22 protein-coding genes and 2 pseudogenes are annotated in these 22,725 nt (G+C 73.0%); 13 read left to right on the top strand and 11 right to left on the bottom strand.

Features of this window, described 5'->3' with window-relative positions; translation table 11 throughout:
- The first annotated feature begins 30 nt into the window (after positions 1–30).
- Positions 31–726 carry an orotidine-5'-phosphate decarboxylase gene (gene pyrF, locus ACWDEN_RS25370; RefSeq protein ID WP_450860204.1) on the top strand — a complete coding sequence of 232 codons (696 nt, stop codon included), beginning with the start codon at positions 31–33 and terminating at the stop codon, positions 724–726.
- Positions 727–794: 68 nt separating this feature from the next.
- On the opposite strand, the pseudogene ACWDEN_RS25365 reads toward pyrF, so the two are convergent.
- Both ACWDEN_RS25365 and ACWDEN_RS25360 read right to left on the bottom strand, forming a co-directional pair.
- Positions 795–1,878, bottom strand: a pseudogene (locus ACWDEN_RS25365) (alginate lyase family protein).
- Positions 1,879–1,948: 70 nt separating this feature from the next.
- The gene (locus tag ACWDEN_RS25360) at positions 1,949–4,384 is read right to left on the bottom strand and encodes a SpoIIE family protein phosphatase (protein WP_450860203.1); all 2,436 of its coding nucleotides are present in this window, start codon (positions 4,382–4,384) and stop codon (positions 1,949–1,951) included.
- Between the two features lie 409 nt (positions 4,385–4,793).
- On the opposite strand from ACWDEN_RS25360, the gene ACWDEN_RS25355 reads away from it, so the two are divergent.
- The 4 genes from ACWDEN_RS25355 (at position 4,794) to ppk2 (ending at position 8,742) form a co-directional block, all read left to right on the top strand.
- Positions 4,794–5,315, top strand: coding sequence for a hypothetical protein (locus ACWDEN_RS25355; protein WP_450860202.1), 522 nt, complete (start codon positions 4,794–4,796; stop codon positions 5,313–5,315).
- A gap of 115 nt (positions 5,316–5,430) precedes the next feature.
- A complete protein-coding gene (locus tag ACWDEN_RS25350) occupies positions 5,431–6,570 on the top strand; it encodes a PLP-dependent cysteine synthase family protein (protein ID WP_450860201.1) in 1,140 nt (379 codons plus the stop codon).
- Positions 6,567–7,817, top strand: coding sequence for an MFS transporter (locus ACWDEN_RS25345; protein WP_351602621.1), 1,251 nt, complete (start codon positions 6,567–6,569; stop codon positions 7,815–7,817). Before ACWDEN_RS25350 ends, ACWDEN_RS25345 begins: the two co-directional genes overlap by 4 nt.
- Before the next feature lie 121 nt (positions 7,818–7,938).
- Positions 7,939–8,742 carry a polyphosphate kinase 2 gene (gene ppk2 / locus ACWDEN_RS25340; protein ID WP_450860200.1) on the top strand — a complete coding sequence of 268 codons (804 nt, stop codon included), beginning with the start codon at positions 7,939–7,941 and terminating at the stop codon, positions 8,740–8,742.
- A 52-nt stretch (positions 8,743–8,794) separates the two neighbouring features.
- On the opposite strand, the gene ACWDEN_RS25335 is transcribed toward ppk2, so the two are convergent.
- The gene (locus ACWDEN_RS25335) at positions 8,795–11,179 is read right to left on the bottom strand and encodes a phosphoketolase family protein (RefSeq protein WP_351621897.1); all 2,385 of its coding nucleotides are present in this window, start codon (positions 11,177–11,179) and stop codon (positions 8,795–8,797) included.
- Between the two features lie 420 nt (positions 11,180–11,599).
- On the opposite strand from ACWDEN_RS25335, the gene ACWDEN_RS25330 reads away from it, so the two are divergent.
- From ACWDEN_RS25330 to ACWDEN_RS25320, 3 genes are all read left to right on the top strand, one after another.
- A complete protein-coding gene (locus ACWDEN_RS25330) occupies positions 11,600–12,964 on the top strand; it encodes an MBL fold metallo-hydrolase (RefSeq protein WP_450860199.1) in 1,365 nt (454 codons plus the stop codon).
- Between the two features lie 66 nt (positions 12,965–13,030).
- Positions 13,031–13,420: a rhodanese-like domain-containing protein gene (locus tag ACWDEN_RS25325; RefSeq protein ID WP_450860234.1), complete on the top strand. Its 390-nt coding sequence runs from the start codon at positions 13,031–13,033 to the stop codon at positions 13,418–13,420.
- Positions 13,417–14,166, top strand: coding sequence for a sulfite exporter TauE/SafE family protein (locus ACWDEN_RS25320; RefSeq protein WP_351621889.1), 750 nt, complete (start codon positions 13,417–13,419; stop codon positions 14,164–14,166). The genes ACWDEN_RS25325 and ACWDEN_RS25320 overlap by 4 nt, the downstream gene beginning before the upstream one ends.
- Positions 14,167–14,214: 48 nt before the next feature.
- On the opposite strand, the gene ACWDEN_RS25315 is transcribed toward ACWDEN_RS25320, so the two are convergent.
- A complete protein-coding gene (locus tag ACWDEN_RS25315) occupies positions 14,215–14,502 on the bottom strand; it encodes a metal-sensitive transcriptional regulator (protein ID WP_351621886.1) in 288 nt (95 codons plus the stop codon).
- A gap of 83 nt (positions 14,503–14,585) precedes the next feature.
- Here ACWDEN_RS25315 and ACWDEN_RS25310 point away from each other — a divergent pair, with 83 nt between their 5' ends.
- Together ACWDEN_RS25310 and ACWDEN_RS25305 are read left to right on the top strand one after the other, a co-directional pair.
- On the top strand, positions 14,586–15,167 hold the full coding sequence (locus ACWDEN_RS25310) for a rhodanese-like domain-containing protein (RefSeq protein WP_450860198.1): 582 nt from the start codon (positions 14,586–14,588) through the stop codon (positions 15,165–15,167).
- Between the two features lie 126 nt (positions 15,168–15,293).
- Positions 15,294–16,160 (top strand): universal stress protein, encoded by an 867-nt coding sequence (locus tag ACWDEN_RS25305; protein ID WP_450860197.1) that lies wholly within the window; start codon positions 15,294–15,296, stop codon positions 16,158–16,160.
- A 27-nt stretch (positions 16,161–16,187) separates the two neighbouring features.
- On the opposite strand, the gene ACWDEN_RS25300 is transcribed toward ACWDEN_RS25305, so the two are convergent.
- The gene (locus tag ACWDEN_RS25300; RefSeq protein ID WP_351621878.1) at positions 16,188–16,376 is read right to left on the bottom strand and encodes a hypothetical protein; all 189 of its coding nucleotides are present in this window, start codon (positions 16,374–16,376) and stop codon (positions 16,188–16,190) included.
- Between the two features lie 252 nt (positions 16,377–16,628).
- On the opposite strand from ACWDEN_RS25300, the gene ACWDEN_RS25295 reads away from it, so the two are divergent.
- Complete coding sequence (locus tag ACWDEN_RS25295; RefSeq protein ID WP_351621875.1) at positions 16,629–17,072, top strand: universal stress protein; 444 nt, start codon at positions 16,629–16,631, stop codon at positions 17,070–17,072.
- A 201-nt stretch (positions 17,073–17,273) separates the two neighbouring features.
- Here the strand turns inward: ACWDEN_RS25295 and ACWDEN_RS25290 are convergent.
- The 5 genes and pseudogenes from ACWDEN_RS25290 to ACWDEN_RS25270 form a co-directional block, all read right to left on the bottom strand.
- Positions 17,274–17,354, bottom strand: a pseudogene (locus ACWDEN_RS25290) (hypothetical protein); the annotation flags it as partial.
- A 161-nt stretch (positions 17,355–17,515) separates the two neighbouring features.
- On the bottom strand, positions 17,516–18,505 hold the full coding sequence (locus ACWDEN_RS25285) for an Acg family FMN-binding oxidoreductase (RefSeq protein ID WP_450860233.1): 990 nt from the start codon (positions 18,503–18,505) through the stop codon (positions 17,516–17,518).
- Between the two features lie 283 nt (positions 18,506–18,788).
- Positions 18,789–19,670, bottom strand: coding sequence for a universal stress protein (locus tag ACWDEN_RS25280; protein WP_450860196.1), 882 nt, complete (start codon positions 19,668–19,670; stop codon positions 18,789–18,791).
- A complete protein-coding gene (locus tag ACWDEN_RS25275; RefSeq protein ID WP_450860195.1) occupies positions 19,654–19,890 on the bottom strand; it encodes a DUF1918 domain-containing protein in 237 nt (78 codons plus the stop codon). The genes ACWDEN_RS25280 and ACWDEN_RS25275 overlap by 17 nt, the downstream gene beginning before the upstream one ends.
- A 176-nt stretch (positions 19,891–20,066) precedes the next feature.
- Complete coding sequence (locus tag ACWDEN_RS25270; protein WP_450860194.1) at positions 20,067–21,422, bottom strand: nicotinate phosphoribosyltransferase; 1,356 nt, start codon at positions 21,420–21,422, stop codon at positions 20,067–20,069.
- 162 nt (positions 21,423–21,584) lie between these two features.
- On the opposite strand from ACWDEN_RS25270, the gene ACWDEN_RS25265 reads away from it, so the two are divergent.
- Both ACWDEN_RS25265 and ACWDEN_RS25260 read left to right on the top strand, forming a co-directional pair.
- Positions 21,585–21,989: an Hsp20/alpha crystallin family protein gene (locus tag ACWDEN_RS25265; RefSeq protein ID WP_351621861.1), complete on the top strand. Its 405-nt coding sequence runs from the start codon at positions 21,585–21,587 to the stop codon at positions 21,987–21,989.
- A 101-nt stretch (positions 21,990–22,090) separates the two neighbouring features.
- Positions 22,091–22,372, top strand: a complete 282-nt coding sequence (locus tag ACWDEN_RS25260; RefSeq protein ID WP_450860193.1) for a hypothetical protein — start codon at positions 22,091–22,093, stop codon at positions 22,370–22,372.
- Here ACWDEN_RS25260 and ACWDEN_RS25255 read toward each other — a convergent pair.
- Positions 22,369–22,725: BON domain-containing protein (locus ACWDEN_RS25255; protein ID WP_450860192.1), on the bottom strand; the 357-nt coding region annotated here is incomplete at its 5' end. The genes ACWDEN_RS25260 and ACWDEN_RS25255 overlap by 4 nt on opposite strands.

The raw sequence follows: 22,725 nt of genomic DNA, 5'->3' as shown, positions 1-22,725 counted from the left end.
GCGACAGCCGGCGGCGGGCACAATGGCTCCGTGGATACGCGCCATCAGATCATCGTCGCCCTGGACTGCGACGACCGGGCCACGGCCGAAGGCATCGTCGATCAGCTGGGCGGCGAGTGCCGTTTCTACAAGGTCGGCCTGGAACTGCTCACCGTGGCCGGCCCCGACCTCGTCAAGGGCCTGGTCGCACAGGGCAAGGAGGTGTTCCTGGATCTCAAGCTCTTCGAGATCCCCCACTCGGTCGCCGGCGCGGTCCGTGCCGCGGGAGCGCTGGGCGTCTCCATGGTGACGGTGCACGGCATGGGCGGCCCGCGCATCATGACCGCCGCCGTCGACGCCGCCCGTGCCTTCCCCGGACTGCGGGTCCTCGCGCTGACCGTGGTGACCAGCATGACCGACGAGGACCTCACCGACATCGGGATCGCGGACTCGGCCGAGGAGCAGGTGCTCAGACTGGCCCGGCTGGCGGGCAAGGCCGGCTGTCACGGTCTGATCGCCTCGCCCCGGGAGGTCGCGGCCCTGCGGAGCGCGCTGGGGGCCGATCCCCTGATCGTCACCCCGGGAGTCACCCTGCCCGGTGGCTCTCCGGCCGAACATGTCCGCCCTGGAACACCGCGTGCCGCGATCGCCGCCGGCGCGTCGCATGTCGTCGTGGGGCGAGCGGTGACGCGTGCCCCGGATCCGGCGGCCGCGTTCCGTCTCATCCGCACCAGCCTCGTCCCGTAGGCGAACCGGTCGGGGCATTCTGTTGCGGGCCGAGGTTGTCGGCTCGCCGTTGCGGCTTGATTCCACGGTCAGTTGGGATTGTCACCGCTGGTGAGCGTCTCCCACGCCACGAAGAGGTTGTCGGTGCCGGCCGGGCGGTTCCGCTCGGTCAGGGTCTGGGTGTTGGTCATGGCGATGCCCCGTCGGTTGTGCAGGGCGTTGTAGCCGACCTCGGTGACGGGGCCGAGCCCTCGCCTGACGGATCCGCCGCACAGCCAGCTCGGGACCGGTGCGCCCAGCTCGTACCGGGACTGGAAGCCGAGCGCCTGCCGCAGCCGTTCCCCGACGTCGGTGCCGTAGAGGTCCTGCCCCTGGATCCGGCTGGTCTCGGCGACGTGCGAGATGGCGGAGATGCCGTATCCGGTGTGCACGAAGTCGCGGCAGGTCTCCTGGGTGAGTCCGGTCACGAAGGTGGACTGGCCCTGCCAGTACGAGACGATCTTGCCCCGGGTGTTCAGGTTCTGGCTCGGCACGGTCTTCGGCAGGTCGCCGTCGGAGGAGAGGTACACGTAGGCGGCGGTGCGGGTGCGGAAGCGGGCCATGGCCGAGTCGTAGGAGGCCTTGTCCTCGAGGAAGACCGAGATGCCGACAGCCGCCTCCATCATCGTCAGCTCCCAGTTCCCGTTGGAATGGCAGCCGTTGATGATTTTGGGCAGGACTTGATGAGCTCGGCGGCCTTGGCCCAGGAGGCTCCGCCCAGGCGGTCTGGAGTGGCGCGTTGCTGTCGGTGTGGTCCGTGAGCGTGGCGGACCAGGCGTCCATCAGCTCGATCGCCTTTCTCGCGTACCGCTCGTCACGGGTGATGTACCAGGCGAGGGCGTCGGTGTACGCCGCGATGGCGTCCTCGCGTTCGTCCGTGCAGCCGTGGTCGGGGTCGGAGTAGGGGCCGCACTCGACGACGGCACGGGGTTCGGGGGTGCGGCCGAGGCTTGCGTACCGGCCGGCCATCATCTGGTCGTAGGCGGCCTTCCAGGGCTGGGCGCCCGCCAGAACCTTGCTGCGTGCGAAGTCGAGTTGAGCACGCGAGACGGTGACGCCCGGGTGGACGAAGGCGGCAGGAGCGGCCGCCGCCCGCCCGACACCGGGCCAGGAGAGCAGTCCGGTGGTCAGCATGGCGGCAGTGGCAGCGGCGGTGAGCGCGAGAGCGGGCCGGACGTCTTGAACGCACGGGAGGTTCAGGCACTCACTCCACGAGGCCGGTGCCGTCATGTGCCGCGGTGGGAAGTTCGATCTCCGCCCAGATGGTCTTCCCCTGGGCGAGGTGGCGCGTACCCCAGCGCCGGGCGAGCTGGGCGACGAGCAGCAGGCCGCGGCCGCCCTCGTCGAAGGTGCGGGCCCGCCGCAGATGGGGGGCGGTGCCGCTGCCGTCGGACACCTCGCAGATGAGTGCCACCTCACGGATCAGACGCAGTTGGATGGGCGGTTGCCCGTAGCGGATCGCGTTCGTGACGAGTTCGCTGACCACGAGTTCGGCGGTGAACGCCACCTCGTCCAGCTCCCAGGCGTCCAGCCGGGCGAGCACGTGCGCCCGGGCGTCGGCCACCGCGGCCGGGTCGGAGGGCAGGTCCCAGGCGGCGATCCGGCCCGCGTCGAGGGCTCGGGTACGGGCGACGAGCAGAGCCACGTCGTCCTCGGGCTGTTCGGGCAGCAGACGGTGGATCAGGTCGTCGCACAGCGCTTCCAGCGACCGGGAGTCGGTCCGGTCGAGGCATCGGCGCAGCAGCGCCAGGCCCCTGCCCAGATCGCGATCGGCGCCCTGGACGAGGCCGTCCGTGTACAGCGCGAGAAGGCTGCCCGGCGGCAGTTCCCACTCGAAGGGCTCGAAGGGCAGCCCACCCACACCCAGCGGAGGGCCGGGAGGAATGCCGGCGAACTCCGCCGAGCCGGCCGGCGTGACGACCGCGGGCGGCGGGTGGCCGGCGCTGGCTGCCGTGCAGCGGCGCGCCACCGGGTCGTAGACCAGGTACAGGCACGTGGCGACGAGGCCGGTGGAGGCCTCGAGGGCGGGCTCGCGCTCCGTGGGGCCGTCCTCCTCGGCCGCCAGGTGGGTGACGAGGTCGTCGAGATGGGTGAGGAGTTCGTCGGCGGGAAGGTCGACGTCGGCCAGGGTGCGCACCGCGGTCCGCAGCCGCCCCATCGTGGCCGACGCCCGCAGCCCGTGACCCACCACGTCGCCCACGACCAGCGCCACCCTGGCGCCCGACAGGGGGATCACATCGAACCAGTCGCCGCCCAGTCCCGCCCGGGTGCGGGCCGGAAGATAGCGATGTGCGGCCTCGACCGCTGCCTGGGCGGCGATCCGGCGCGGGAGAAGGCTGCGCTGCAGGGCCAGGACGGTGCCGCGTTCGAGGGTGTAGCGGCGGGCGTTGTCCACGGCCACGGCGGCCCGCGCGGCGATCTCCTCGGCCAGGAGCAGGTCGTCCTCGGTGAAGGGCTCCTCGCGCCGGTGGCGGACGAGGACCGCGATGCCGAGGGTGATGCCGCGGGCGCGCAGGGGAACGATCAGCAGGGAGTGCATGCCGAACTTCCGGACCACGCCCGCCCGCTCGGGATCCGCCTGCTCCCAGTCCCTGACGGTCGGGTCCTCCATGCGGTGCAGCGAGGCTCGGCCGGTGGCCAGGCAGCGGATGGGAGGTGAGTCCTCCGGGTAGTCGTCCACGGTTCCCGGCTTGACCAGCGACTCGGGTACGCCGGGCAGGACGGACTGGTGCGCCGCGCGGCGCAGGGGGACCCTGCCCGTCGTGGAGGGCCTCGGTTCGACTCCTCGGAACAGGGAGTCGAGCAGGTCGATGGTGATGAAGTCGGCGAGCCGGCCCACCGCGACGTCGGCCATCTCCTGGGCCGTGCGCATCACGTCCAGGGTGCTGCCGACCTGTGCGCTGATGTCGTTCAGCAGGGTGAGCCGCTCCCGCGCCAGGTGCTGTTCGGTGACGTCGAGCGCGGAGAGCTCCAGGCACCCGACCCGCCCTGCCGTGGTCGTGAGCGGGGAGACCGTGATGGACCAGACCCTTTCGTGTGCTTCCGGCCGGGCCCTGCCCCGCACGTGGAACCGTTCGGCCTCGCCCGTCATGAGCACGCGGTGCATGCCGTCCTCGACGGTGCGGCAGATGTGGGGCGGCAGGATGTCGGTGACCCGCTGACCGTACATCTGCCCCTCGTTCAGGCCGAGTTCACGCACGGCGCCGGCACTGGCGCGGACGGCCCGCAGCGCCGAGTCGTAGACCATCACGGGCAGCCGGCACTGCGCGAACGCCTCCTCCGCCGACACCGGCTCCGGTCCCGGCCGGTGCGCTGGTGCGACCACGAGGAGCTGCTGGGCGCGGCCTTCGGCGTCGACCGACGGGTACGCGTGCACGTGGACCGCCATGTGCCGGCCGTCGCGGTGCCGGAGCAAGGTCGTCGTGCCGTACCCGTGCAGGGCGGTGTCAGAGCGGTCCCCGAGGGCCGCGTCCGAGACGATCAGCCGGGTGACGGGGCTCCCGACGGCCTCCTGACGGGCGTAGCCGAGCAGCCGCTCGGCACCCGCACTCCATGCCGTCACGATCCCGTGAGCATCGACGACCGCCGTGGCCGCGTCCGCGGGATCGGGGGCTGCGCCGAGCGGTGTGGAATCGACCACGACGGTTCACCACCCGTTCCGCCCGCTCGGACCGCATGGCCCCGGGCGAACGCCACGGGGGTCACGGGCCGCCCGGGACGGCCGGCCTCGCCACGCCGACCCCATACCCCACTTCTATCGTGCTTTGCTCGCGCTCGCGCGTCGTACGGCCCGCCGTGACCGCTGCGCGCGCCGTGGGCAGGACGCTCCCGGGGCGCCGACCGCCTCGAGCACGAGGCACGCCCGGAGCCCGGATTCACCCGATGTGGTGGACGCCGGCACCAAATCCGTCTCCCGGACGGCGGGCGAGTCGGTCCCGCCCAGGCCCGGCAGCACCGGAACCAGCGCGGCTCCGCCGCCGGACAGCACGGGGAAGCCCCGGGCTTTCCGATCAGGACTTTGCGCACACGGCCAACTACGCTGTGCGTTCGTGCGTGCTGGGTCGGTCATCACCCGAAGCGGCCGCTCCGTGCCGCGGGCCGGAGCGGTGGTCGTCGTGTTGCTGGCCACGCTCCTGCATCTGCTCGGCTGCTGTCACGGTCCTGCGGCAGCCGAGGCCCTGCGCACCGACGCCTTGTCGCAGGTGGCGCCCGGCAGCCACGGACCGCGGCCCGCCGACTGGCATCGGGACACCACGTCCGGGCCGGGCACCGCCGGGCGGAGCGCATACGGGCAGGGCACGGACGAGCAGAGCACAGCCGGCGAGAGCACAGCCGGGCAGGGCACACCCGCGTCCGACGAGGATGCTCACTGCTGCGCCCTGGACGAGCCGACCGTACAGCCGCCGCGTCACCCCCGTCCGACCGGACCGCCGCTCCCCGACCTCGTGCTGCCCGATCCTCCCGGCCCCGCCGCGGCCGCCCCCTCGTCGGCACATCACCACTCCCCCGCTGTCCCCGCCGAGTCCTCCGCAGGACATGGGCGTGCGCTTCTGGGCGTGTGGCGGACCTGATCGGCACCTCGCCGTGTTCCACACGACGTGAGCCCACGGCGACCGATCGACTCCGCCCCCGTTCCCACCATCGGCCGGCCGCCGGACCCGGCGCCGGTCGCAGGAGAAGCACGCCATGAACCAGCCCCCACACACCGCACGCCCGATGCCTGCGGACCATTCGCCGGCCGACGCCAGGCACCCTCTGCACACACCGGCCGGCCTCGTCGGTGACACCCCCGTCCTCTGGATCGGCGAACCCTTCACCGCCGCCGGCCGCGGCTTCTGGGCCAAGCTCGAAGGTCACAACCCGGGCGGCATCAAGGACCGCAGCGCCCTGTACATGGTCCGAGCCGCTCGTGAGCGAGGCCGGCTCCGGCCCGGTGCCCGGATCATCGAATCGACCTCGGGCACCCTCGGGCTCGGCCTGGCCCTGGCCGGTGCGACATACGGCCATCCGGTCACCGTCGTCACCGATCCCGGCATCGAGCCGTTGATGACGGGCCTGCTCTCCGCGTACGGGGCGCGGGTCGACGTCGTCACCACGCCCCATCCGCAAGGCGGCTGGCAGCAGGCCCGCCGACAGCGCGTCGAGGAGCTGCTCGCCGTCCATCGGGGCGCATGGTGCCCGGACCAGTACAACAACCCGGACAACGTCGTCGCCTACGCCCCGCTCGCCCACGAACTCGTCGCCCAGCTGGGCCGCGCCGACACCCTGGTGGTCTCCGTCGGCACCGGCGGCCACTCGGCCGGCATCGGTTCCGTGCTGCGCGGCTTCTTCCCCCGCCTGCGGATCGTCGGGGTCGACGCCACCGGTTCGACGATCTTCGGCCAGCCCGCCGCATCCCGCCTCATGCGCGGCCTGGGCTCCAGCATCCACCCCCGCAACGTCGCCTACGGCCTCTTCGACGAGGTGCACTGGGTCGCCGCCCCCGAGGCCGTGTGGGCCGCCCGGCACCTGGCCCGCCGCCACTACGCGGGCGGTGGCTGGAGCGTCGGCGCCGTCGCCCTCGTCGCACGCTGGCTGGCCCGCATCCTGCCCGCGGAGAACCGGATCGTCGCCGTCTTCCCCGACGGCCCGCAACGCTACGTGGGCACGGTCTTCGACGACGCCTACTGCCGCCGCCACGGACTCCTGGGCGCCCCGCCGGCCGACGACCCGGACGAGATCACCCACACCCGGGAGCGCACCGTCACCCGCTGGACCCGCTGCACCCACGTCACCGACCCCCTCACCGGCGACGAACGCCACGACCTGGCGGGAGCGACCCGATGAAGCAGCTGTGGCGGCAGACCCGTTCCTTCCCGCCCGCGGCGAGGCTGCTGATGGCCAACCAGTTCGGCATCAACCTCGCCTTCTACATGCTCATGCCCTACCTGGCCACCCACCTGTCCGACGGACTCGGCCTCGCCGCCTGGGCCGTCGGGCTCGTGCTGGGCGTGCGCAACTTCTCCCAGCAGGGCCTGTTCCTCATCGGCGGCACCCTCGCCGACCGCCTCGGCTACAAGGCCCCGATCATGGCGGGGTGCCTGCTGCGCACCCTGGGCTTCGGCCTGCTCGGCTGGGTCGGCAGCCTGCCCGCACTCGTCGTGGCCTCTGCCGCCACGGGCTTCGCCGGCGCCCTGTTCAACCCGGCGGTCCGCGCCTACCTCGCCGACGAGGCGGGCGAACGGCGCGTGGACGCCTTCGCCACCTTCAACGTCTACTACCAGGCGGGCATGCTGCTCGGCCCGCTGGTGGGATTGGTCCTGCTGGCCGCCGACTTCCGGCTCGTGTGCACGGTCGCCGCCGCCGTCTTCGCCGTCCTCACCCTGCTGCAGTGGCGCGCGCTGCCCGCACGTCACCGAGAGACGAGGGACAGCGGGCGGGACAGTGTGCCGGCGCAGTGGCGGGGCGTCGTGGCCAACCGTCCGTTCCTCCTCTTCTCCGCCGCGATGACCGGCTCGTACGTCCTGGCCTTCCAGGTCTATCTCGCGCTGCCGCTCGCCGCGTCCGAGGCCCTCGGCGCCCAGGGGACCGCGGTCACCAGCGGACTGTTCGTCGTTTCGGCCGCGGTCTCCGTCGTGGGCCAGCTAAGGCTCACCGGCTGGGCCAAGGACCGCTGGCAGCCCAGTGAGGCCCTGGTACGCGGGCTGTCGGCCATGGGGCTCGCGTTCGTGCCGCTCGCCCTCAGCCCGCGCGGCTCCACAGCGGCCGTACTCGTGTCCCTGGTCGTGGCCGTGGTGCTGCTGGCGGCCGGATCCGCGATCGTCTATCCCTTCGAGATGGACACGGTCGTCGCCCTGTCCGGCAACCGCCTGGTCGCCACGCACTATGGCCTCTACAACACCGTCTCCGGACTCGGCATCACCCTGGGCAACCTCGGGACCGGGGCGCTGTGGGACCTCGCCGGACGCCATGACGCCGCCTGGCTGACCTGGGCGGCTCTTACGGCGACCGGGACGGCCTGCGCCGCGGCGGTCGCCGCCCTCGCCCGGACGGGACGCCTCACCGCGCCCCGGCCGCAGCCCGTCGCGATGTGAGCCGCGGGCCCCGGGCGGCCCGGCCGTACGGCTCGACCGCGTGGTCCGGGCCGCCCGGGGACGCCGGAACACCCGGCCCGACCGCCCCGCGGAGGCAGGCGGGCCGGGAGAGAATGACCGTATGACGGACAAGAACGCGGCGACGCTCTCTCGCAAGACGTACGAGGCCGAACTGCTGCGGCTGCAGATCGAGTTGGTCAAGCTGCAGGAGTGGGTGCGCGCCGAGGGCGCCCGGCTGGTCGTCGTCTTCGAGGGGCGGGACGCGGCCGGCAAGGGCGGCGCCATCCAGCGGGTCACCCAGTATCTCAACCCCCGTGTCGCCCGGATCGTGGCGCTGCCCAAGCCGACGGAGCGCGAGCGCACCCAGTGGTACTTCCAGCGGTACGTCGAGCATCTGCCGGCCGCCGGGGAGATCGTGCTCTTCGACCGGTCCTGGTACAACCGGGCCGGCGTCGAGCGCGTCATGGGCTTCTGCACCAAGGAAGAGCACCAGCTGTTCCTGCGCCAGTGCCCGATCTTCGAGCGGATGCTGGTCGAGGACGGGATCCTGCTGCGCAAGTACTGGTTCTCGGTGAGCGACGCCGTACAGCAGGAGCGCTTCCAGCGCCGGCTGCAGGATCCGCTGCGGCGCTGGAAGCTGTCGCCGATGGACCTGGAGTCGATCACCCGTTGGGAGGCGTACTCCCGGGCGAAGGACGAGATGATGGTGCACACCGACATCGCCGAGGCGCCCTGGTACGTCGTGGAGAGCGACGACAAGCGGCGTGCCCGGCTGAACATGATGGCCCACCTGCTGTCGTCCGTCCCCTACCACGAGGTGCCGCCACCGGTGCTGGAGCTGCCGGAGCGGCCGCCGTCCAGCGGCTACGAACGGCCGCCGCGCGATCTGCAGACGTACGTCCCCGACCACACGGCGCACCTGTGAATCCGCCCCCGCCACGGTCCGGGGCGGGGGCACACCGGGGTCCCGGACCGGTTCAGCCGTCCCACGCCCAGTCGGCCACCTCGGGCAGGTCCATGCCGTGCTCGCGGATCCATACCTGGTGGCGCTGCCGGGCGTCCGCCATCCGCTGACGCACGGCGGCCGCCCGCACCGCCAGACCGGGGACGCGGTCGATCACGTCCATCACGAGGCGGTAGCGGTCCAGGTCGTTGCGAACCACCATGTCGAACGGCGTCGTGGTGGTGCCGATCTCCTTGTAGCCGCGCACGTGCAGGTGGCGGTGCCCGGTGCGGCGGTAGGCGAGGCGGTGGATCAGCCACGGATAGCCGTGGTAGGCGAAGATGACGGGCTTGTCGGCGGTGAAGAGTCCGTCGTACTCGAAGTCGCTCATCCCGTGCGGGTGTTCCTCGCTCGGCAACAGCCGGGCGATGTCGACGACGTTCACCACACGCACCACCAGCTCGGGCAGTTCCCTGCGCAGCAACTGGGCCGCCGCCAGCACCTCCTGTGTGGGCACGTCGCCCGCGCAGCCCAGGACCACGTCGGGCTCGCGGGTACCGTCCTCGGTGCCGGCCCACTCCCAGATGCCCGCGCCGCGCGCGCAGTGCACCGTGGCCTCTTCCATCGGCAGCCAGTCGAAGCAGGGCTGTTTGCCGGCGACGACGACGTTGACGTAGTCGCGGCTGCGCAGCACGTGGTCGGCCACCGACAGCAGGGTGTTGGTGTCCGGCGGCAGGTAGACCCGCACCGCCTCGGGGCTCTTGTTGAGGATGTGGTCGACGAAGCCGGGATCCTGGTGGGAGAAGCCGTTGTGGTCCTGCCGCCACACGTGCGAGGTGAGCAGGTAGTTGAGGGAGGCGATGGGGGCGCGCCAGGGCAGGCGGCGCGTGGTGCGCAGCCATTTGATGTGCTGGTTGACCATCGAGTCGACGATGTGCACGAACGCCTCGTAGCAGGAGAACAGCCCGTGCCGGCCGGTGAGGAGGTAGCCCTCCAGCCAGCCCTGGCAGGTGTGTTCGGAGAGGATCTCCATGACCCGCCCGTGCCGGTCGAGGTGCTCGTCGACCGGGAGGGTCGCGGCCTGCCAGGCCTTGCCGCTGGCGCCGTAGACGGCCTGCAGCCGGTTGGAGGCGGTCTCGTCGGGGCCGACCAGGCGGAAGTCACGGCGGTCGGCGGTGGCCGCCATGACGTCCCGGAGCAGGTCGCCGAGGACACGGGTCGGCTCGTGCAGGGTGGCGCCGGGCTTGTCGACCTGCACGGCGTACTTCTCCAGGGGCGGCAGGGGCAGCTCGCGCACCAGGAGTCCGCCGTTGGCGTGCGGGGTGGCCCCGAGCCGCCGGGCCCCCTCGGGGATGCAGGCGAGCACGTCCGGGCGCGGGACGCCGTGCTCGTCGAACAGTTCCTCGGGACGGTACGACCGGAGCCACTGCTCCAGCTGCCGCAGGTGCTCGGGGTTGTCCCGGACGGCGGCGAGCGGCACCTGGTGGGAGCGCCAGGTGCCCTCCACCGGCAGCCCGTCGACCTCGGCCGGGCCGGTCCAGCCCTTCGGGGTGCGCAGCACGATCACCGGCCAGCGGGGCCGGTCCGTGGCCCCGTCCTCCCGGGCGGCCCGCTGCAGGGCGGTGATGCGGTCGACGGCGGTGTCCATGGCCCCGGCCATCGCGCGGTGTACGGCCGCCGGGTCGTCGCCGGTGACATGGATCGGCTCGTGGCCGTAGCCCCTGAGCAGGTCGTCGAGTTCCGTCTCGGGGAGCCGGGACAGCACGGTCGGATTGGCGATCTTGTAGCCGTTGAGGTGCAGGACCGGCAGGACGGCGCCGTCGTCGACCGGGTCGAGGAACTTGTTGGAGTGCCAGGACGCGGCCAGCGGCCCGGTCTCCGCCTCGCCGTCGCCGATCACGCAGGCGACCAGCAGGTCCGGGTTGTCCAGTGCGGCGCCGTAGGCGTGCGAGAGGGAGTAGCCGAGTTCGCCTCCCTCGTGGATCGAGCCCGGCGTCTCCGGCGCGACGTGGCTCGGTACGCCGCCGGGGAAGGAGAACTGCTTGAACAGCCGGGCCATGCCCGCCGCGTCCCGGGTGACGTCCGGATAGGTCTCCGTGTACGACCCCTCCAGCCAGGAGTTGGCCAGGACGGCGGGGCCCCCGTGACCCGGTCCCCAGATGCACAGGGCGTTCAGGCCGCGGGCCCTGATGAGGCGGTTGAGGTGGGTGTGCACGAGGTTGAGGCCGGGTGAGGTGCCCCAGTGGCCGAGCAGGCGCGGCTTGACGTGCTCGGGGCGCAGCGGTTCGGTCAGCAAGGGGTTGGCCATGAGGTAGATCTGGCCGACGGAGAGGTAGTTCGCGGCGCGCCAGTGTGCGTCCAGCGTGGCGAGCTCCTCGTCCGTGAGCCCTGCGGGCGTCTGCTGCGTGTCGACGGACATCGGGGTTCCTTCCGGATCGGACGGCGATCGGGCGTGAGCTGTACCCGGGCGGGCACAGCACCCACCCTCGGGCGGACCGCCGGGTACCGGACAGGGCCGTTCGGGCCACGCCCGCCCGCAAGGCGTCCCTTCGGCCCGGCTGGGGCTGAGGTCCGCCGCCCGTACGGCGTCCCTCCACCCCGTACAGCGTCCGTCCGCCGCTCGGCACCGGCCGGGTGACCAGCTCCGACTGGGGTAATACGAACCCCTCTGGGGGGACGGCGTCCGCACGGCTCGCGCTGCGCGGGCCCGGGTCGAGGGCCTGTACGGCGGTGCGGTCGGCCGGTGTCTCAGGGGCTTTCCCACACCCCCAAAATACCCCCCGGGGTACTCATGCTACCGTCGTAGTATACCCCGGGGGGTAACTGGAAAGGAGTTCCCGTGTTCTTCGTCGACACGATCGAGGTGGCCGGGCTCGGCAACCGCAGCTATCTGGCGGGCGGCGAACGGACGGCCGTGGTGGTCGACCCGCCTCGTGACATCGACCGGGTGATCGCCGCCGCCGCACGGCGCGGGGTGCGGATATCCCACGTCGTCGAGACCCACCTCCACAACGACTACGTCACCGGCGGACTGGAGCTGGCCCGCATCACGGGCGCCGCCTACCTCGTCCCCGCAGCGGCCCGGGTCTCGTACGAGCGCGTACCGGTGGACGACGGCGACCACCACGAGATCGACGCCGGCGCCGGACTGGTGCTGCGCGCGATAGCGACGCCCGGCCACACCCCGCACCACACCTCCTACGCGCTGGAGGAGAACGGCACGGCCGTCGCCGTGTTCACCGGCGGCTCCCTGCTGATCGGCACCGTCGGCCGGCCCGACCTGGTCGAACCACGGTTGACGGAAGACCTCGCCCGGGCCCAGCACGCCTCCGCGCACCGCCTGGCCACTGAACTGCCCGACGAGGCCACCGTGCTGCCCACGCACGGCTTCGGCAGCTTCTGCTCGGCGGGCCGGGCGGAGGGCGTGTCCACCACGATCGGCAAGGAGAAGGCGTCCAACACCGCCCTGACCCGGGACGTGGACGGCTTCGTCGCCGACCTGCTCGCCGGTCTGGACGACGTTCCCGCGTACTACGCCCACATGGGCCCGGCCAACGCCGCGGGGCCCGCGCCCCTCGACCTGACCCCGCCCGCCCTCGCGGACGCCGACGAGATCGCCGGCCGGCTCGCCGCCGGGGAGTGGGTGGTCGACCTGCGCAACCGGATCGCCTTCGCCGAAGGGCACGTCGCCGGTTCGTTCAACTTCGAGGCCGAGGGACAGCTCGCCACCTACCTGGCCTGGCTGGTCCCGTGGGGCAAGCCGGTGACCCTGCTCGCCGAGTCCGCCGGGCAACTGGCCGCTGCCCAGCGCGAGTTGGCCCGGGTCGGCATCGACCGCCCGGCCGCCGCGGGCGTCGGGGAGCCCTCGCGCTGGGCACGGGAGGGCGAGGCTCTCGCCTCCTTCCCGCGGGCCACGTTCGCCGACCTCGCGGAGCACCCCGGGGACGGCATCGTCGTGCTGGACGTCCGCCGGGACTCGGAGCGGGCGTCGGGCCATGTCGCGGGCTCGGTCCACATCCCCGTGCACACCCTGCGCGACCGCCTCCACGAGGTCCCCGGCGGTCAGGTGTGGGTGCACTGCGCCGGCGGCGTGCGCGCCGCCATCGCCGCCTCCCTGCTGGACGCGGCCGGCCGTGACGTCGTCGCGGTCGACGACCGCTTCGACTCGGCCGAGAGGGCCGGGCTCACCGTCCGCACCGCCTGACGGCGTCCGCCGCCAGGCATCACAACCGAGAAGTCGAAGAAGGCGAAGATGACGAACAGGACCAGGATGAGCCTCTTCCAACGCGGCCAGGGCGGCCCGGCGCGGGTGACCGTGCGGGAGGCCGCCGTCCGCACCGTGCACGCGCGGGCGGCCGGGAACAGCGCGACCTCCGTGTTGCTCGACATACGCGAAGCCGACGAGTGGCAGGCCGGACACGCCCCCGGCGCCGTGCACCTGACCCTCGCCGCACTCGCCGCCGGTGCCGGGCTTCCCGCCGAGGCGCAGGCGGGGCCGGTCATCGTGATCTGCCGCTCGGGCCGTCGCTCCCAGCGGGCCGCCGAACTGCTGCGGGCCAGGGGCGTCGAGGCCGTCGACGTCATGGGCGGCATGCAGGAGTGGGCCCGGGCGGGACTGCCGGTCGTGGACACGCGAGGCGGGAACGGGACCGTCGCGTGAGCGCTGTGCTCCTCGCGCTGATCGCCGGGGCCGTCATCGGCCTGGCGCTCGGCGCCCTGGGCGGCGGCGGCAGTGTGCTGGCCGTACCCGCCCTGATCTATCTGCTCGGCTTCACCCCGGTCGCGGCCACCACGGCCAGCCTGGTGATCGTCAGCGTCACCTCCGCCACCGCCCTGTCCGCGCACGCCCGCGACGGGCACGTCCGCTGGCGTACGGGGCTGCTGTTCGCGGCGGCCGGGATCGGCCCGGCCATGCTGGGCGGCGCGCTCGCCGGGCGTCTGCCGGCGGCGGCGCTGACCGTGGCCTTCGCCGTGGTGGCGGCCGCCGCCGCGGTACGCATGCTCAGGCCCCGCCCGGACGCGGACAGCGCCGTCCGGGTACGGCCGGGCCGGGCGGCGGCCGCCGGTGCCGGTCTGGGCGCGGTCACCGGCGTGCTCGGCGTGGGCGGCGGCTTCCTCGCGGTCCCCGCGCTGGTCGGCGTCCTCGGCATGCGGATGCGGGCGGCCGTGGGCACCAGCCTGCTCGTCATCACCGTCAACTCGCTGGCCGCCCTGGCGATGCGCGCCGGTACGGCCGACGGCCTCGACTGGTCCGTCATCGGGCCGTTCGCCGGGGCGGCGATCCTGGGCGCCTGGGACGGCAAGCGCCTGTCGGCGAAGCTGTCCGGGCACACCCTGCAGCGGGTCTTCGCTGTCGTCCTGCTGGCGGTGGCGGGCTTCATGCTGGTCGACGCGGTGGTGGGATGAGCGAGCGACCGCGCTCGCGCGGCTGTGGCGCCCGCTGCCCCGCATGCCCTACGCGAGCGAGAGGAACAGCTTCTCCAGCCGCGCGCGCATCGCCTCCGTGTCCTCACCGTTCTTGCGGCCCGATTCGATGTCGGCCACGCACTGCTGCAGGCCGGTGGCGATGATCGCGAACCCGGCCCGGTCGAGTGCCCGTGAGGCGGCGGCCAGCTGCGTGATGACGTCCTCGCAGTCCCGCCCCTCCTCGATCATCCGGATCACGCCGGCGATCTGGCCCTGCGCACGCCGCAGCCGGTTCAGCACGGATCTCAGGGACGCGCCCTCAAGCTCCAGTTCCACGATCACTCCTCGGAAAAAATACCCCTAGGGGTACTGTACGTCCCGGTCAGGGACGGCGGCGACCATCAAGGATCACATCTGCCATGACCACCACCCCCCTCATCGTCGACACCGAGCAGGCCCGCGCCCGGCTGGACGACCTCACCGTCATCGACGTGCGCACCCCCGGCGAGTACGCCTCCGGCCACCTCCCCGGTGCCCTCAACATCCCTCTGGACCAGGTCCGGCGCGCGCTGCCCGAGATACGGCATGCCGCCGGACGCGGCGACGTCCTCGTGGTGTGCGCCTCCGGCGCCCGCTCGGAGAACGCGTGCAGGCTGCTGGCCCAGGAGGGCATCCCGACGGCCAGCCTCACCGGCGGCACCCGTGCCTGGGCCGGCGGAGGACACGAACTGCACCGGCCGGCCGCCTGCGACACCCGGGCCGGCTGGAGCATGGAGCGACAGGTGCGCTTCACGGCGGGCACGGTCGTACTTGTGGGCCTGCTCCTCGGCCTGCTGGTGCATCCGGCCTTCCAGATCCTCTCGGCCGGCATCGCGGGCGGTCTCGTCCTCTCCGCGCTCACCGACACCTGCGGCATGGCCGCCGTACTGGGCAGGCTGCCGCACAACCGCCCCCGCCCGGCGGACCTCGCCGCGACACTCGCCGCACTGCGCCGCGACTGACCGCCGCCCTGACGCACGGAAAGAGCCGAAGGGCCCTCGTGCCCCGCCCGGAGCGGATGCAACGTGAGGTTGGGCCCCCTGTGTGTCGCGGGACTCGCCGGCAGCCCGGGAAAGGCGGTGGGGACGATGGCACCTCCTCTGGTGGTGGGCGTGGACGGATCGGACTCGTGTCTGCTCGCGGTCGACTGGGCCGTGGACGAAGCCGTCCGGCACGGCGTGCCGCTGCGGTTCGTCCACGGCTCCCTCTGGGAGCGTTACGAGGGCGCGCTGCCGGGGACCGGCATCGGTCGTCCCTCCGAGCGGGTGCCGGCCAAGCACATCGTGGCCTGCGCGGCCGAGCGCGCCGAGCGGCACAACCCCGATGTGAAGGTCACCACCGAGGTCGTCCCGGAGGACGCCGCGACCGCTCTCGTGCGCGAGGGCGACGCCGCCTTCGCGGTGGTGACGGGCTCACGCGGGCGCGGCCGGCTCAAGGAACTGCTGCTCGGCTCGGTCGGTCTGGCCGTCGCGGCCCGGGCACACTGCCCCGTGGTCGTGGTCCGAGGTGATCGGGCGGGTCTGACCGGTACGCACGGACGGATCCTGCTCGGCCTCGGGGACGCGGACACGGGCTCCGAGGCCCTTCGGTTCGCCTTCCGTGAGGCCGACGTGCGGGGCAGCATCCTGGACGTCGTACGTGCCTGGCGCCACCCTGCCTTCGAGGCGGGCGGTGAGCGGAGCCGGGCGGAAGAGCCGGCCGACGCGTCGGCCGCCGCGCTGCTCGATGCGGCGCTCCGTGAGCCGATCGCCGAGTATCCGCGCGTGCGGACCCACCGCTCGGTGCTCGAGGGTCCCGCGAGCAAGGTCCTGGTGAACCGGTCGGCGGCCGCGGATCTCGTGGTCATCGGTACCCGCCGCCGGACGGGACACCTCGGCCTCCAGCTCGGCCGGGTGGGCCACACGCTGCTGCATCACGCTCAGTGTCCGGTCGCGATCGTGCCCCAGCAGACGTGAGCACCGGTGGCGCACGCCGCTCCGCTCTCAGCCGAACAGACTGCGCACTCTGATCGTCTCGACGTGCCGCCAGGAGCCCCCGGGCAACAGCATCCAGTCGCCCTTCGTCGACGAGGCCCTGCGCACGACGGCGGTCCGCGCCGTCCTGCGCGACGGCAGCCGGGAACCGCAGCCCGCCGCCTCGGCCCGCGGCCGGGCCGGCGCCCCCTTGCTCATGGCTCTTCCCGCGACATGAGGAGCAGTACGTCGACGACGTTCGCCTGCATGAGCACTCACCCCTCAGACATCATCGTCCTTTTCTCGGAGGATCGCCCTCGGACGGCACAACGCGGGGCATCGAAGCCCGCCGGCTGCGCCGACCGCAGCGCCCCGGTCGCGTTGCCCTGGCGAGATGGCGGGAGCGCGTGCAGCGTGGAAACGAACGGGGCCGATCGACGGGGTGGGAGAGCCGTAGGAGAGGTGGGACACATGGACAGGGATGCCTCCGGGCCCCGGGTGGTCGTCGGTGTCGACGGATCGCCGTCCTCGTACGAGGCCCTGCGCTGGGCCGTCCGGTACGCGGGCCTCGTCGGCGCCACCGTGGACGCGGTCGCGGTGTGGGAGCTGCCGGGGCTGTACGGGTGGTCGGCGCCCGCCGTGGACATGGACCTCGACGAGGAGGAGACCCGGCAGCGGATGCACAAGGAGCTGACCGACGTGCTCGGCGCGGACGCGAGCGGCTCGGTCCGCAGCCATGTGGTGCACGGCAATGCCGCCGACGTGCTGCTGCGGGCCGCCGAGGGAGCGGAACTCCTCGTCGTCGGCAGCCGGGGCAGGGGCGGGTTCGCCGCCGCCCTGCTCGGCTCGGTCAGCCAGCATGTCTCGCAGCACGCGAGCTGCCCGGTGGTGATCGTGCGCGCTGAGCAGCAGTGACCCGCTCCCTCGGGCAGCGACCTGCTGACCGGGGCCCCGTCCTGCAGGACCACGAGCCCGCCGGGGTGGGTGGTGCCTCCTGCGGTCCGCCCAGCCGGTAACCCGCTCGTGCGCTCCTGGAGCACCGTCGTCCCGGTCCAGCAGGAGGTCGTCGAGCGTCACCACGCCCACCAGGAGGTCTCCGTCCAGCACCGGCAGGCGGCGTACGCCGATGCGGCGGAAGGTGCGACAGGCCGCCTGGGCGTCGTCCGCGGCGTCGACCGCGACCACCCCCGCCGACATCACCGCTCCGACCGCCGTGGTCGGTGGCAGCCCCCCCGCCGAGCCCGCGCACCGCTGTGTCGCGGTCGGTTCCGTGGTACGGCCACCGCGGGAGCGGTCATCACCTCGGACACCTTCACCCGGCCTCTCCCCCGGGTCCGACGCCCGTGGGCGTCGCCGTCTCATACGACGTCCAGCACGTCGGCGACGGGCCGGCGGGGACTCGGACGGCCTTCGGGCCCGTAGCCGAGCCGGATGACCATCTGCACGTGAGCCATGGCCGAGACGGGGTCACGGACCGCCCACCGCAACGCGCCCCATTCCAGGGGCTGGGACGTCAGCGAGGCGACCAGCCCGTCCGTCGTGGCCCGCAGCAGGACCCGCTCCAGCGCCTGACCCGCGCACAACCAGTCCACCGGCCGGTCGTGGGCGGTGCCGAGCAGGGCGATCTGGGGGTGGCGTTCGAAGGCCGCCCAGCTGCGACCGGGCACTGCGCGTCCCGCGGCGAAATCGCGTACACCAGCGGCGGTCCGGCGGCTGCGGGGCCCCAACGCCTCGGCCGGGATGCCGTCCGAGGCCTCGGCGCCGCCCGTCGGTTCCGTTCTGGTCCAGCGTGCCGTCTCACTCCGTACACCGGGATCCACGGCCTCCCGGCCCTCTGCATCCCCCACCAGCTCCAGCAGCAGCGCCACATGCCAGGGCCCCGGGAAGAGCAGTTCCGCTCCCTCGGCGCGGGCCGCCTCGCGCAACCGGTCCTTCAGCACGCCCGGTATCTCCTCCTCGCGGTAGGGATGACGGCTGGAGTGCCGGCGGCGGATCGCCGGCCGCAGTGCGGCGAGTGCCTCGTCGGGACGGGCCGGGCCGCCGAGGCCCAGTTCGGCCAGCAGCGCCGGATCGGCCGGATCGGGCAGCAGCCGGACCACCGGATCCCGGCCGGCCGCGGCGACGGCCACGCGCAGGTTGAGAAGCGCCGCGCCGCAGCCGAGGTACAGGCCGCGGTTGTCGGGATCCGTGTGCGGCAGGGCGCGCTCCAGGTCGGCGTAGAGGCGCAGGATCCCGCTGTCGCGCCGGTAGTGGAACCTCCAGGGCTGGGCGTTGTGCAGTGAGGGGGCCGCCGTGGCATCGGCCACGAGGGCGGTGATGTCGGGCGTGGCGAGGGGTGGCGTGATCACGATGGCCTCCCTGGGGTCGCGGGCCCGGCCGTCGCCCGCGGTGACGAGCCGCACCTGGATCCGGGACGGCATACCGGGTCCTGTCTCCAGCCTGGATGGCGCTCGCTGTCCGGGGCAGGGCCGCCCGGGCCCGACCCGGGGGCCGGTGGGCCCCTCGTGCCGGGCTCCGCGGACGACGACCGCTGCCACAGGGCCCAATGTCCCGCCGTCTCCCCGGACGGGGCGCACTCGAACCGGGGCGCGTGGGGCGTACGGTGCTGCACCACGCCAGGTGCGCCTACGTTCAGGCCCGCGCAGGCGGAACGACGAGGACAGGGCACTGGGCGTAGTGCAGCACTCCCTGACTGACCGAGCCCAGCAGCATCCCCGTGAAGCCGCCGTGCCCTCGTGTGCCCACCACCAGGCCCAGTGCGTGGGCGGAGGCTTCGGTGAGCGCCTGGACCGGATGCCCGACGACCAGTTCGTGCCGCAGCTCCACGTCCGGGTAGCGGGTGTTGCGGCCCGCCACGGTCTCCGAGAGCAGTCGCCGGCACTCCTGCTGGGCTCCGTGCTCGTCGAAGATCCTCAGCGGTCCCGGCTGCCACACGTACAGGGCCCGCACCTCGGCGCCGCGCAGGGAAGCCTCCTCGAAGGCCAGGTCCACGGCGGCGGCCGAGTGCTCGCTGCCGTCGACGCCGACGACATAGAACGCCGCCTCCTCGGGAACGTGTTCCGCTTCCGGGACGACCACGACCGGGCAGTGCGCCCGGGCCATCAGGGGCAGGGCGACCGCGGCGGAGCCGAACACCTCCTGGGTTCGGCTGAGGTGTTCCGAGCCCAGCACGACGGCCGTGGCGGTGCGGCTCTCCTCGCCCAGCACCCACACGGGGTCGCCTTCGGCGAGTACGGCGTCCACCTCGACCGCGGGATGCCGGGCCGCGACGAAGTCCACGGCCTCGGCGAGGAGTTGCTTTCCGCTCCGGTGCAGCCCCTCGTTCCACTCCTGCCAGGACGGCGGGACGTCCGGCCCCCGTTGCCCCCTGGTCGGCACGCCCTCGGCGCGGACCGGCCGGAGCGGCACTCCTCGGCGGGCCGCCTCGTCGGCCGCCCAGGCCAGCGCCGTGCGCCGGGTGGGATCGGCCTCCACACCGACCACGATCGGCCGGCGCTCACTCGGCGAGGACATGATCGCCTCCAGTCTCCGGCCCGGCGGCCGCGGACAGCCCGTGGGCCGCGGCGGGATGGTGGACGCCGACGACCTCGCCGTCCCGGGTGACTGCACCGGCCGTGGTGCCGCGGACGACGATCTCGTCGCCGACGCGGGCGCGCATGGGGGCGGCGCTCTCGCCGGGGCGTGCCGGCGGCGCGACCCGGTCGGTTCGCTGTCCCCGTTCGGGCGTGATCATGGTCCTCGCCTCCTTGCCGCGGTGGCGCGGTGGCTCGGTGGCGCGGGATGTGCCGCCGCCTGCCCGTGCCACGGTCCTGACGCCGCCATCCGGTCCCATGCAAGTCGCGCGCCGCACCTGCTGCCAGGGGCCGTTGGTCCCCGCCTCGGGCGGGTCGGCCTCAGCCGCCCCCGGAGTCACCCGGCGGTCCGGGCCGTCGTGTCGGGCGAGAGGATCCGGGCCCCGATGTCCACGCGTACCTTCATGGTCAGTTCGTCCAGCGCCCGTGAGCGGGTCGCCCGGACCGGTTCGGGGTCCTCGATCCGACGGGCGGAGGCCGGCAGACCGGCGATGTCCTCGCGGAAGCGCTCGCGCGCGTCCTGCCAGCGGTCCGGCGGGCCCGTCCGCCGGCCGCCGGACATGACCGTGTGCAGCAGCGGACGCGCCGAGTCCGGCGGTTCCTCCCCGGCCAGGGCGATGACATCCGGGTGTCCGGCACGCCGGTGGACCTGCTTGCGGCCGGGGGACGTGACCTTCGCCGAGGACAGCTTCATCACGGGCCGGCCGTCGTACTCCACGAGTTTGTACGCCGCGTCCAGGTAGGGGGCGTCCGCGGCCACGCCGACCCGCGTGCCCACGGCGTACACGTCGATCGGGGCGCCGGAGCCCACCAGCCGGGCCACGCCGTACTCGTCCAGTCCGCCGCTGGCCACGATCCGTACGTCGGTCAGCCCGGCGGCGTCCAGGAGGGCCCGCGACCGGCGCGCGAGGGTGTCGAGGTCGCCGCTGTCCAGGCGGATCGCACAGCCGGGGCCGCGCCGCAGGTCGTTCAGGACCCGGGCCGCGATGCGGACGCCCGCCTCGGTGTCGTACGTGTCCACGAGGAAGGTGACGGGGCCGGGATGGCAGCGCGCGAAGGCCCGGAAGGCCTCCTCCTCGTCGCGGAACGTCTCGATGTAGGAGTGCGCCATGGTGCCCGATGCGGGAAGGCCCAGGGCCGTCGCCGCGGCGACGTTGCTCGTGCCGGCGAAGCCGACCAGAGCACCGAGGCGGGCCGCCTGCAGACCGGCCCACGGGCCGTGCGTGCGGCGCAGGGAGAAGTCCACCACGTGCCGCCCGCCCGCGGCCAGCACACAGCGTGCCGCCTTCGACGCCACCACCGTCTGGTGACACACCTGGTTCAGCAGGTACGTCTCGACGAGCTGGGCCTGCGGCAGCGGTGCCGTCACCTCCAGCAACGGCTCCCCGGCGCACACCGTGTGCCCCTCGGGCACGGCGCGCACCTCGCCCTCGAAGGCCAGGCCGAGGAGCGGTTCCAGGTCCCGCACCGGGCGGTGCAGGGCCGCCGCGAACTCCTCGACGTCCTCCCGTTCGACGCGGTATCCGGCCAGGAAGTCCAGGGCGGGCTCCAGACCTGCGGCGACCAGGAAGCCCCGGCCGGGCGGGAGATCACGCACGAACAGGCTGAAGGTGGCCGGTGCCCGCATGCCCTCCCGCAGGTAGGAAAGAGCCATGGTCACTTCGTAGAGGTCGGTGGTCGTGACGTCGGACATGGTGATCGCCGCCGTGTGTGGTCGTTCCCCCGTCACCAGTCTGAGCGCGCCCGACAGGGGTAAAAGGGACTTTGAGGACCCATGACGGGGGCTGTTCGGCCTCAGCACGGGAACCCGGGGCGTGCTGGACTGGAGGCAGGAGAAGACCGAGGAGGTACGGCCATGGGCACACTCACCCGCAGGCAGAGGATCCCCTTCCCGGACATGCCCGACTGGTTCGAGACCATTCCGAGCAGGTTCGCGATGCCCTCGTTCCGTATCGAGGACTACACAGAGAACGACCGTTACGTCATGCGCGCCGAGCTTCCGGGCATGTCTGCCGAGGACATCGACGTCGTCATCGGCGACGGGGTTCTCACGGTCAAGGCCGAGCGCACCGAACGGGACGCGGACAAGAACCACAGCGAGATCCGGTACGGCGCGATGAGCCGCAGCGTGACCCTGCCGCCCGGCGCCGACGAGGACGACGTCACGGCCGACTACAAGGACGGCATGCTGACCGTCAGCGTGGGCCTGGGCTCCGAGAAGGCGGAGGCCAAACACATCGAGATCAGGCACGGCGGCTGACACACCGACGGGCTCCCTGGGAGCCCGTCGTACCTTGTCGTCCCACTGCTCGCGCGTGAGCACGTCGGAGCGGTCCCGGTGGTGGACGTAAGCATCGTGTGGTGGGAATCGTCTCCGGTGACCGGCCCGGGCGGGTCGGCGGGCTCCGGGAGCTGCGGCGGCACAGCAAGGCGCGCGGCGAGACGGCGGCCGATCTGATGGGCGGCTGCGCGATCATCGTGCCCCGGGGCTCTGGAGTTCCGCGGCTCCAGGTCGGACGCGAGGACCGCCGCCTGGACCCGGCGCTGGACTCCCGGCTTCGTTCGCGCGGCGACAGGCTCGCCGGCCCGGGCGGCAGCAGGAACACCCGGATCGGGTTCCGCTCCGTGAAGGTCCGTGGCTAGGGCCGGCTGGCCCCGGTCACTCCGTGGCAGGCGGGTGCGAGGTCGAACTGCACGTCCACCACGCCCTCCACGGCCCGCACCAGGTGCGCGGCCACCGGGACCAGGGCGGTGTCGCGGATCCGGCCCGTCAGCGTGACGACTCCGTCGTGCACTTCCACCTGGATGACTGAGGCGGGCGGCGGGAAGAGGTACGCCACGATCTCGTGCCGGACCTCCTCGGCGATGTCGTCGTCGTAGCGCAGGAAGACCTTGAGCAGATCGGCGCGGCTGACGATGCCCGCCAGCAGCCCGGCGTCGTCCACGACCGGCAGCCTCTTGACCCCCTCCTGTGCCATGGTGCGCGCGGCCTCGGC

The organism is Streptomyces sp. NPDC001153 (genome assembly GCF_053598315.1).
The sequence above is the reverse complement of the archived record's forward strand: the minus strand, read 5'-3'. Positions and strand labels throughout refer to the sequence as shown.

What these genes read in the sequence shown, in the direction of transcription:
- ACWDEN_RS25310 (WP_450860198.1), top strand. Translation starts at nt 14,586, where the DNA reads ATGACCACCACCCCCCTCATCGTCGACACCGAGCAGGCCCGCGCCCGG.
- ACWDEN_RS25305 (WP_450860197.1), top strand. Translation starts at nt 15,294, where the DNA reads ATGGCACCTCCTCTGGTGGTGGGCGTGGACGGATCGGACTCGTGTCTG.
- ACWDEN_RS25265 (WP_351621861.1), top strand. Translation starts at nt 21,585, where the DNA reads ATGGGCACACTCACCCGCAGGCAGAGGATCCCCTTCCCGGACATGCCC.
- ACWDEN_RS25275 (WP_450860195.1), bottom strand. Translation starts at nt 19,890, where the DNA reads ATGATCACGCCCGAACGGGGACAGCGAACCGACCGGGTCGCGCCGCCG.
- ACWDEN_RS25345 (WP_351602621.1), top strand. Translation starts at nt 6,567, where the DNA reads ATGAAGCAGCTGTGGCGGCAGACCCGTTCCTTCCCGCCCGCGGCGAGG.
- ACWDEN_RS25295 (WP_351621875.1), top strand. Translation starts at nt 16,629, where the DNA reads ATGGACAGGGATGCCTCCGGGCCCCGGGTGGTCGTCGGTGTCGACGGA.
- ppk2 (WP_450860200.1), top strand. Translation starts at nt 7,939, where the DNA reads ATGACGGACAAGAACGCGGCGACGCTCTCTCGCAAGACGTACGAGGCC.
- ACWDEN_RS25350 (WP_450860201.1), top strand. Translation starts at nt 5,431, where the DNA reads ATGAACCAGCCCCCACACACCGCACGCCCGATGCCTGCGGACCATTCG.
- ACWDEN_RS25300 (WP_351621878.1), bottom strand. Translation starts at nt 16,376, where the DNA reads ATGAGCAAGGGGGCGCCGGCCCGGCCGCGGGCCGAGGCGGCGGGCTGC.
- ACWDEN_RS25325 (WP_450860234.1), top strand. Translation starts at nt 13,031, where the DNA reads ATGAGCCTCTTCCAACGCGGCCAGGGCGGCCCGGCGCGGGTGACCGTG.
- ACWDEN_RS25335 (WP_351621897.1), bottom strand. Translation starts at nt 11,179, where the DNA reads ATGTCCGTCGACACGCAGCAGACGCCCGCAGGGCTCACGGACGAGGAG.
- ACWDEN_RS25270 (WP_450860194.1), bottom strand. Translation starts at nt 21,422, where the DNA reads ATGTCCGACGTCACGACCACCGACCTCTACGAAGTGACCATGGCTCTT.
- ACWDEN_RS25280 (WP_450860196.1), bottom strand. Translation starts at nt 19,670, where the DNA reads ATGTCCTCGCCGAGTGAGCGCCGGCCGATCGTGGTCGGTGTGGAGGCC.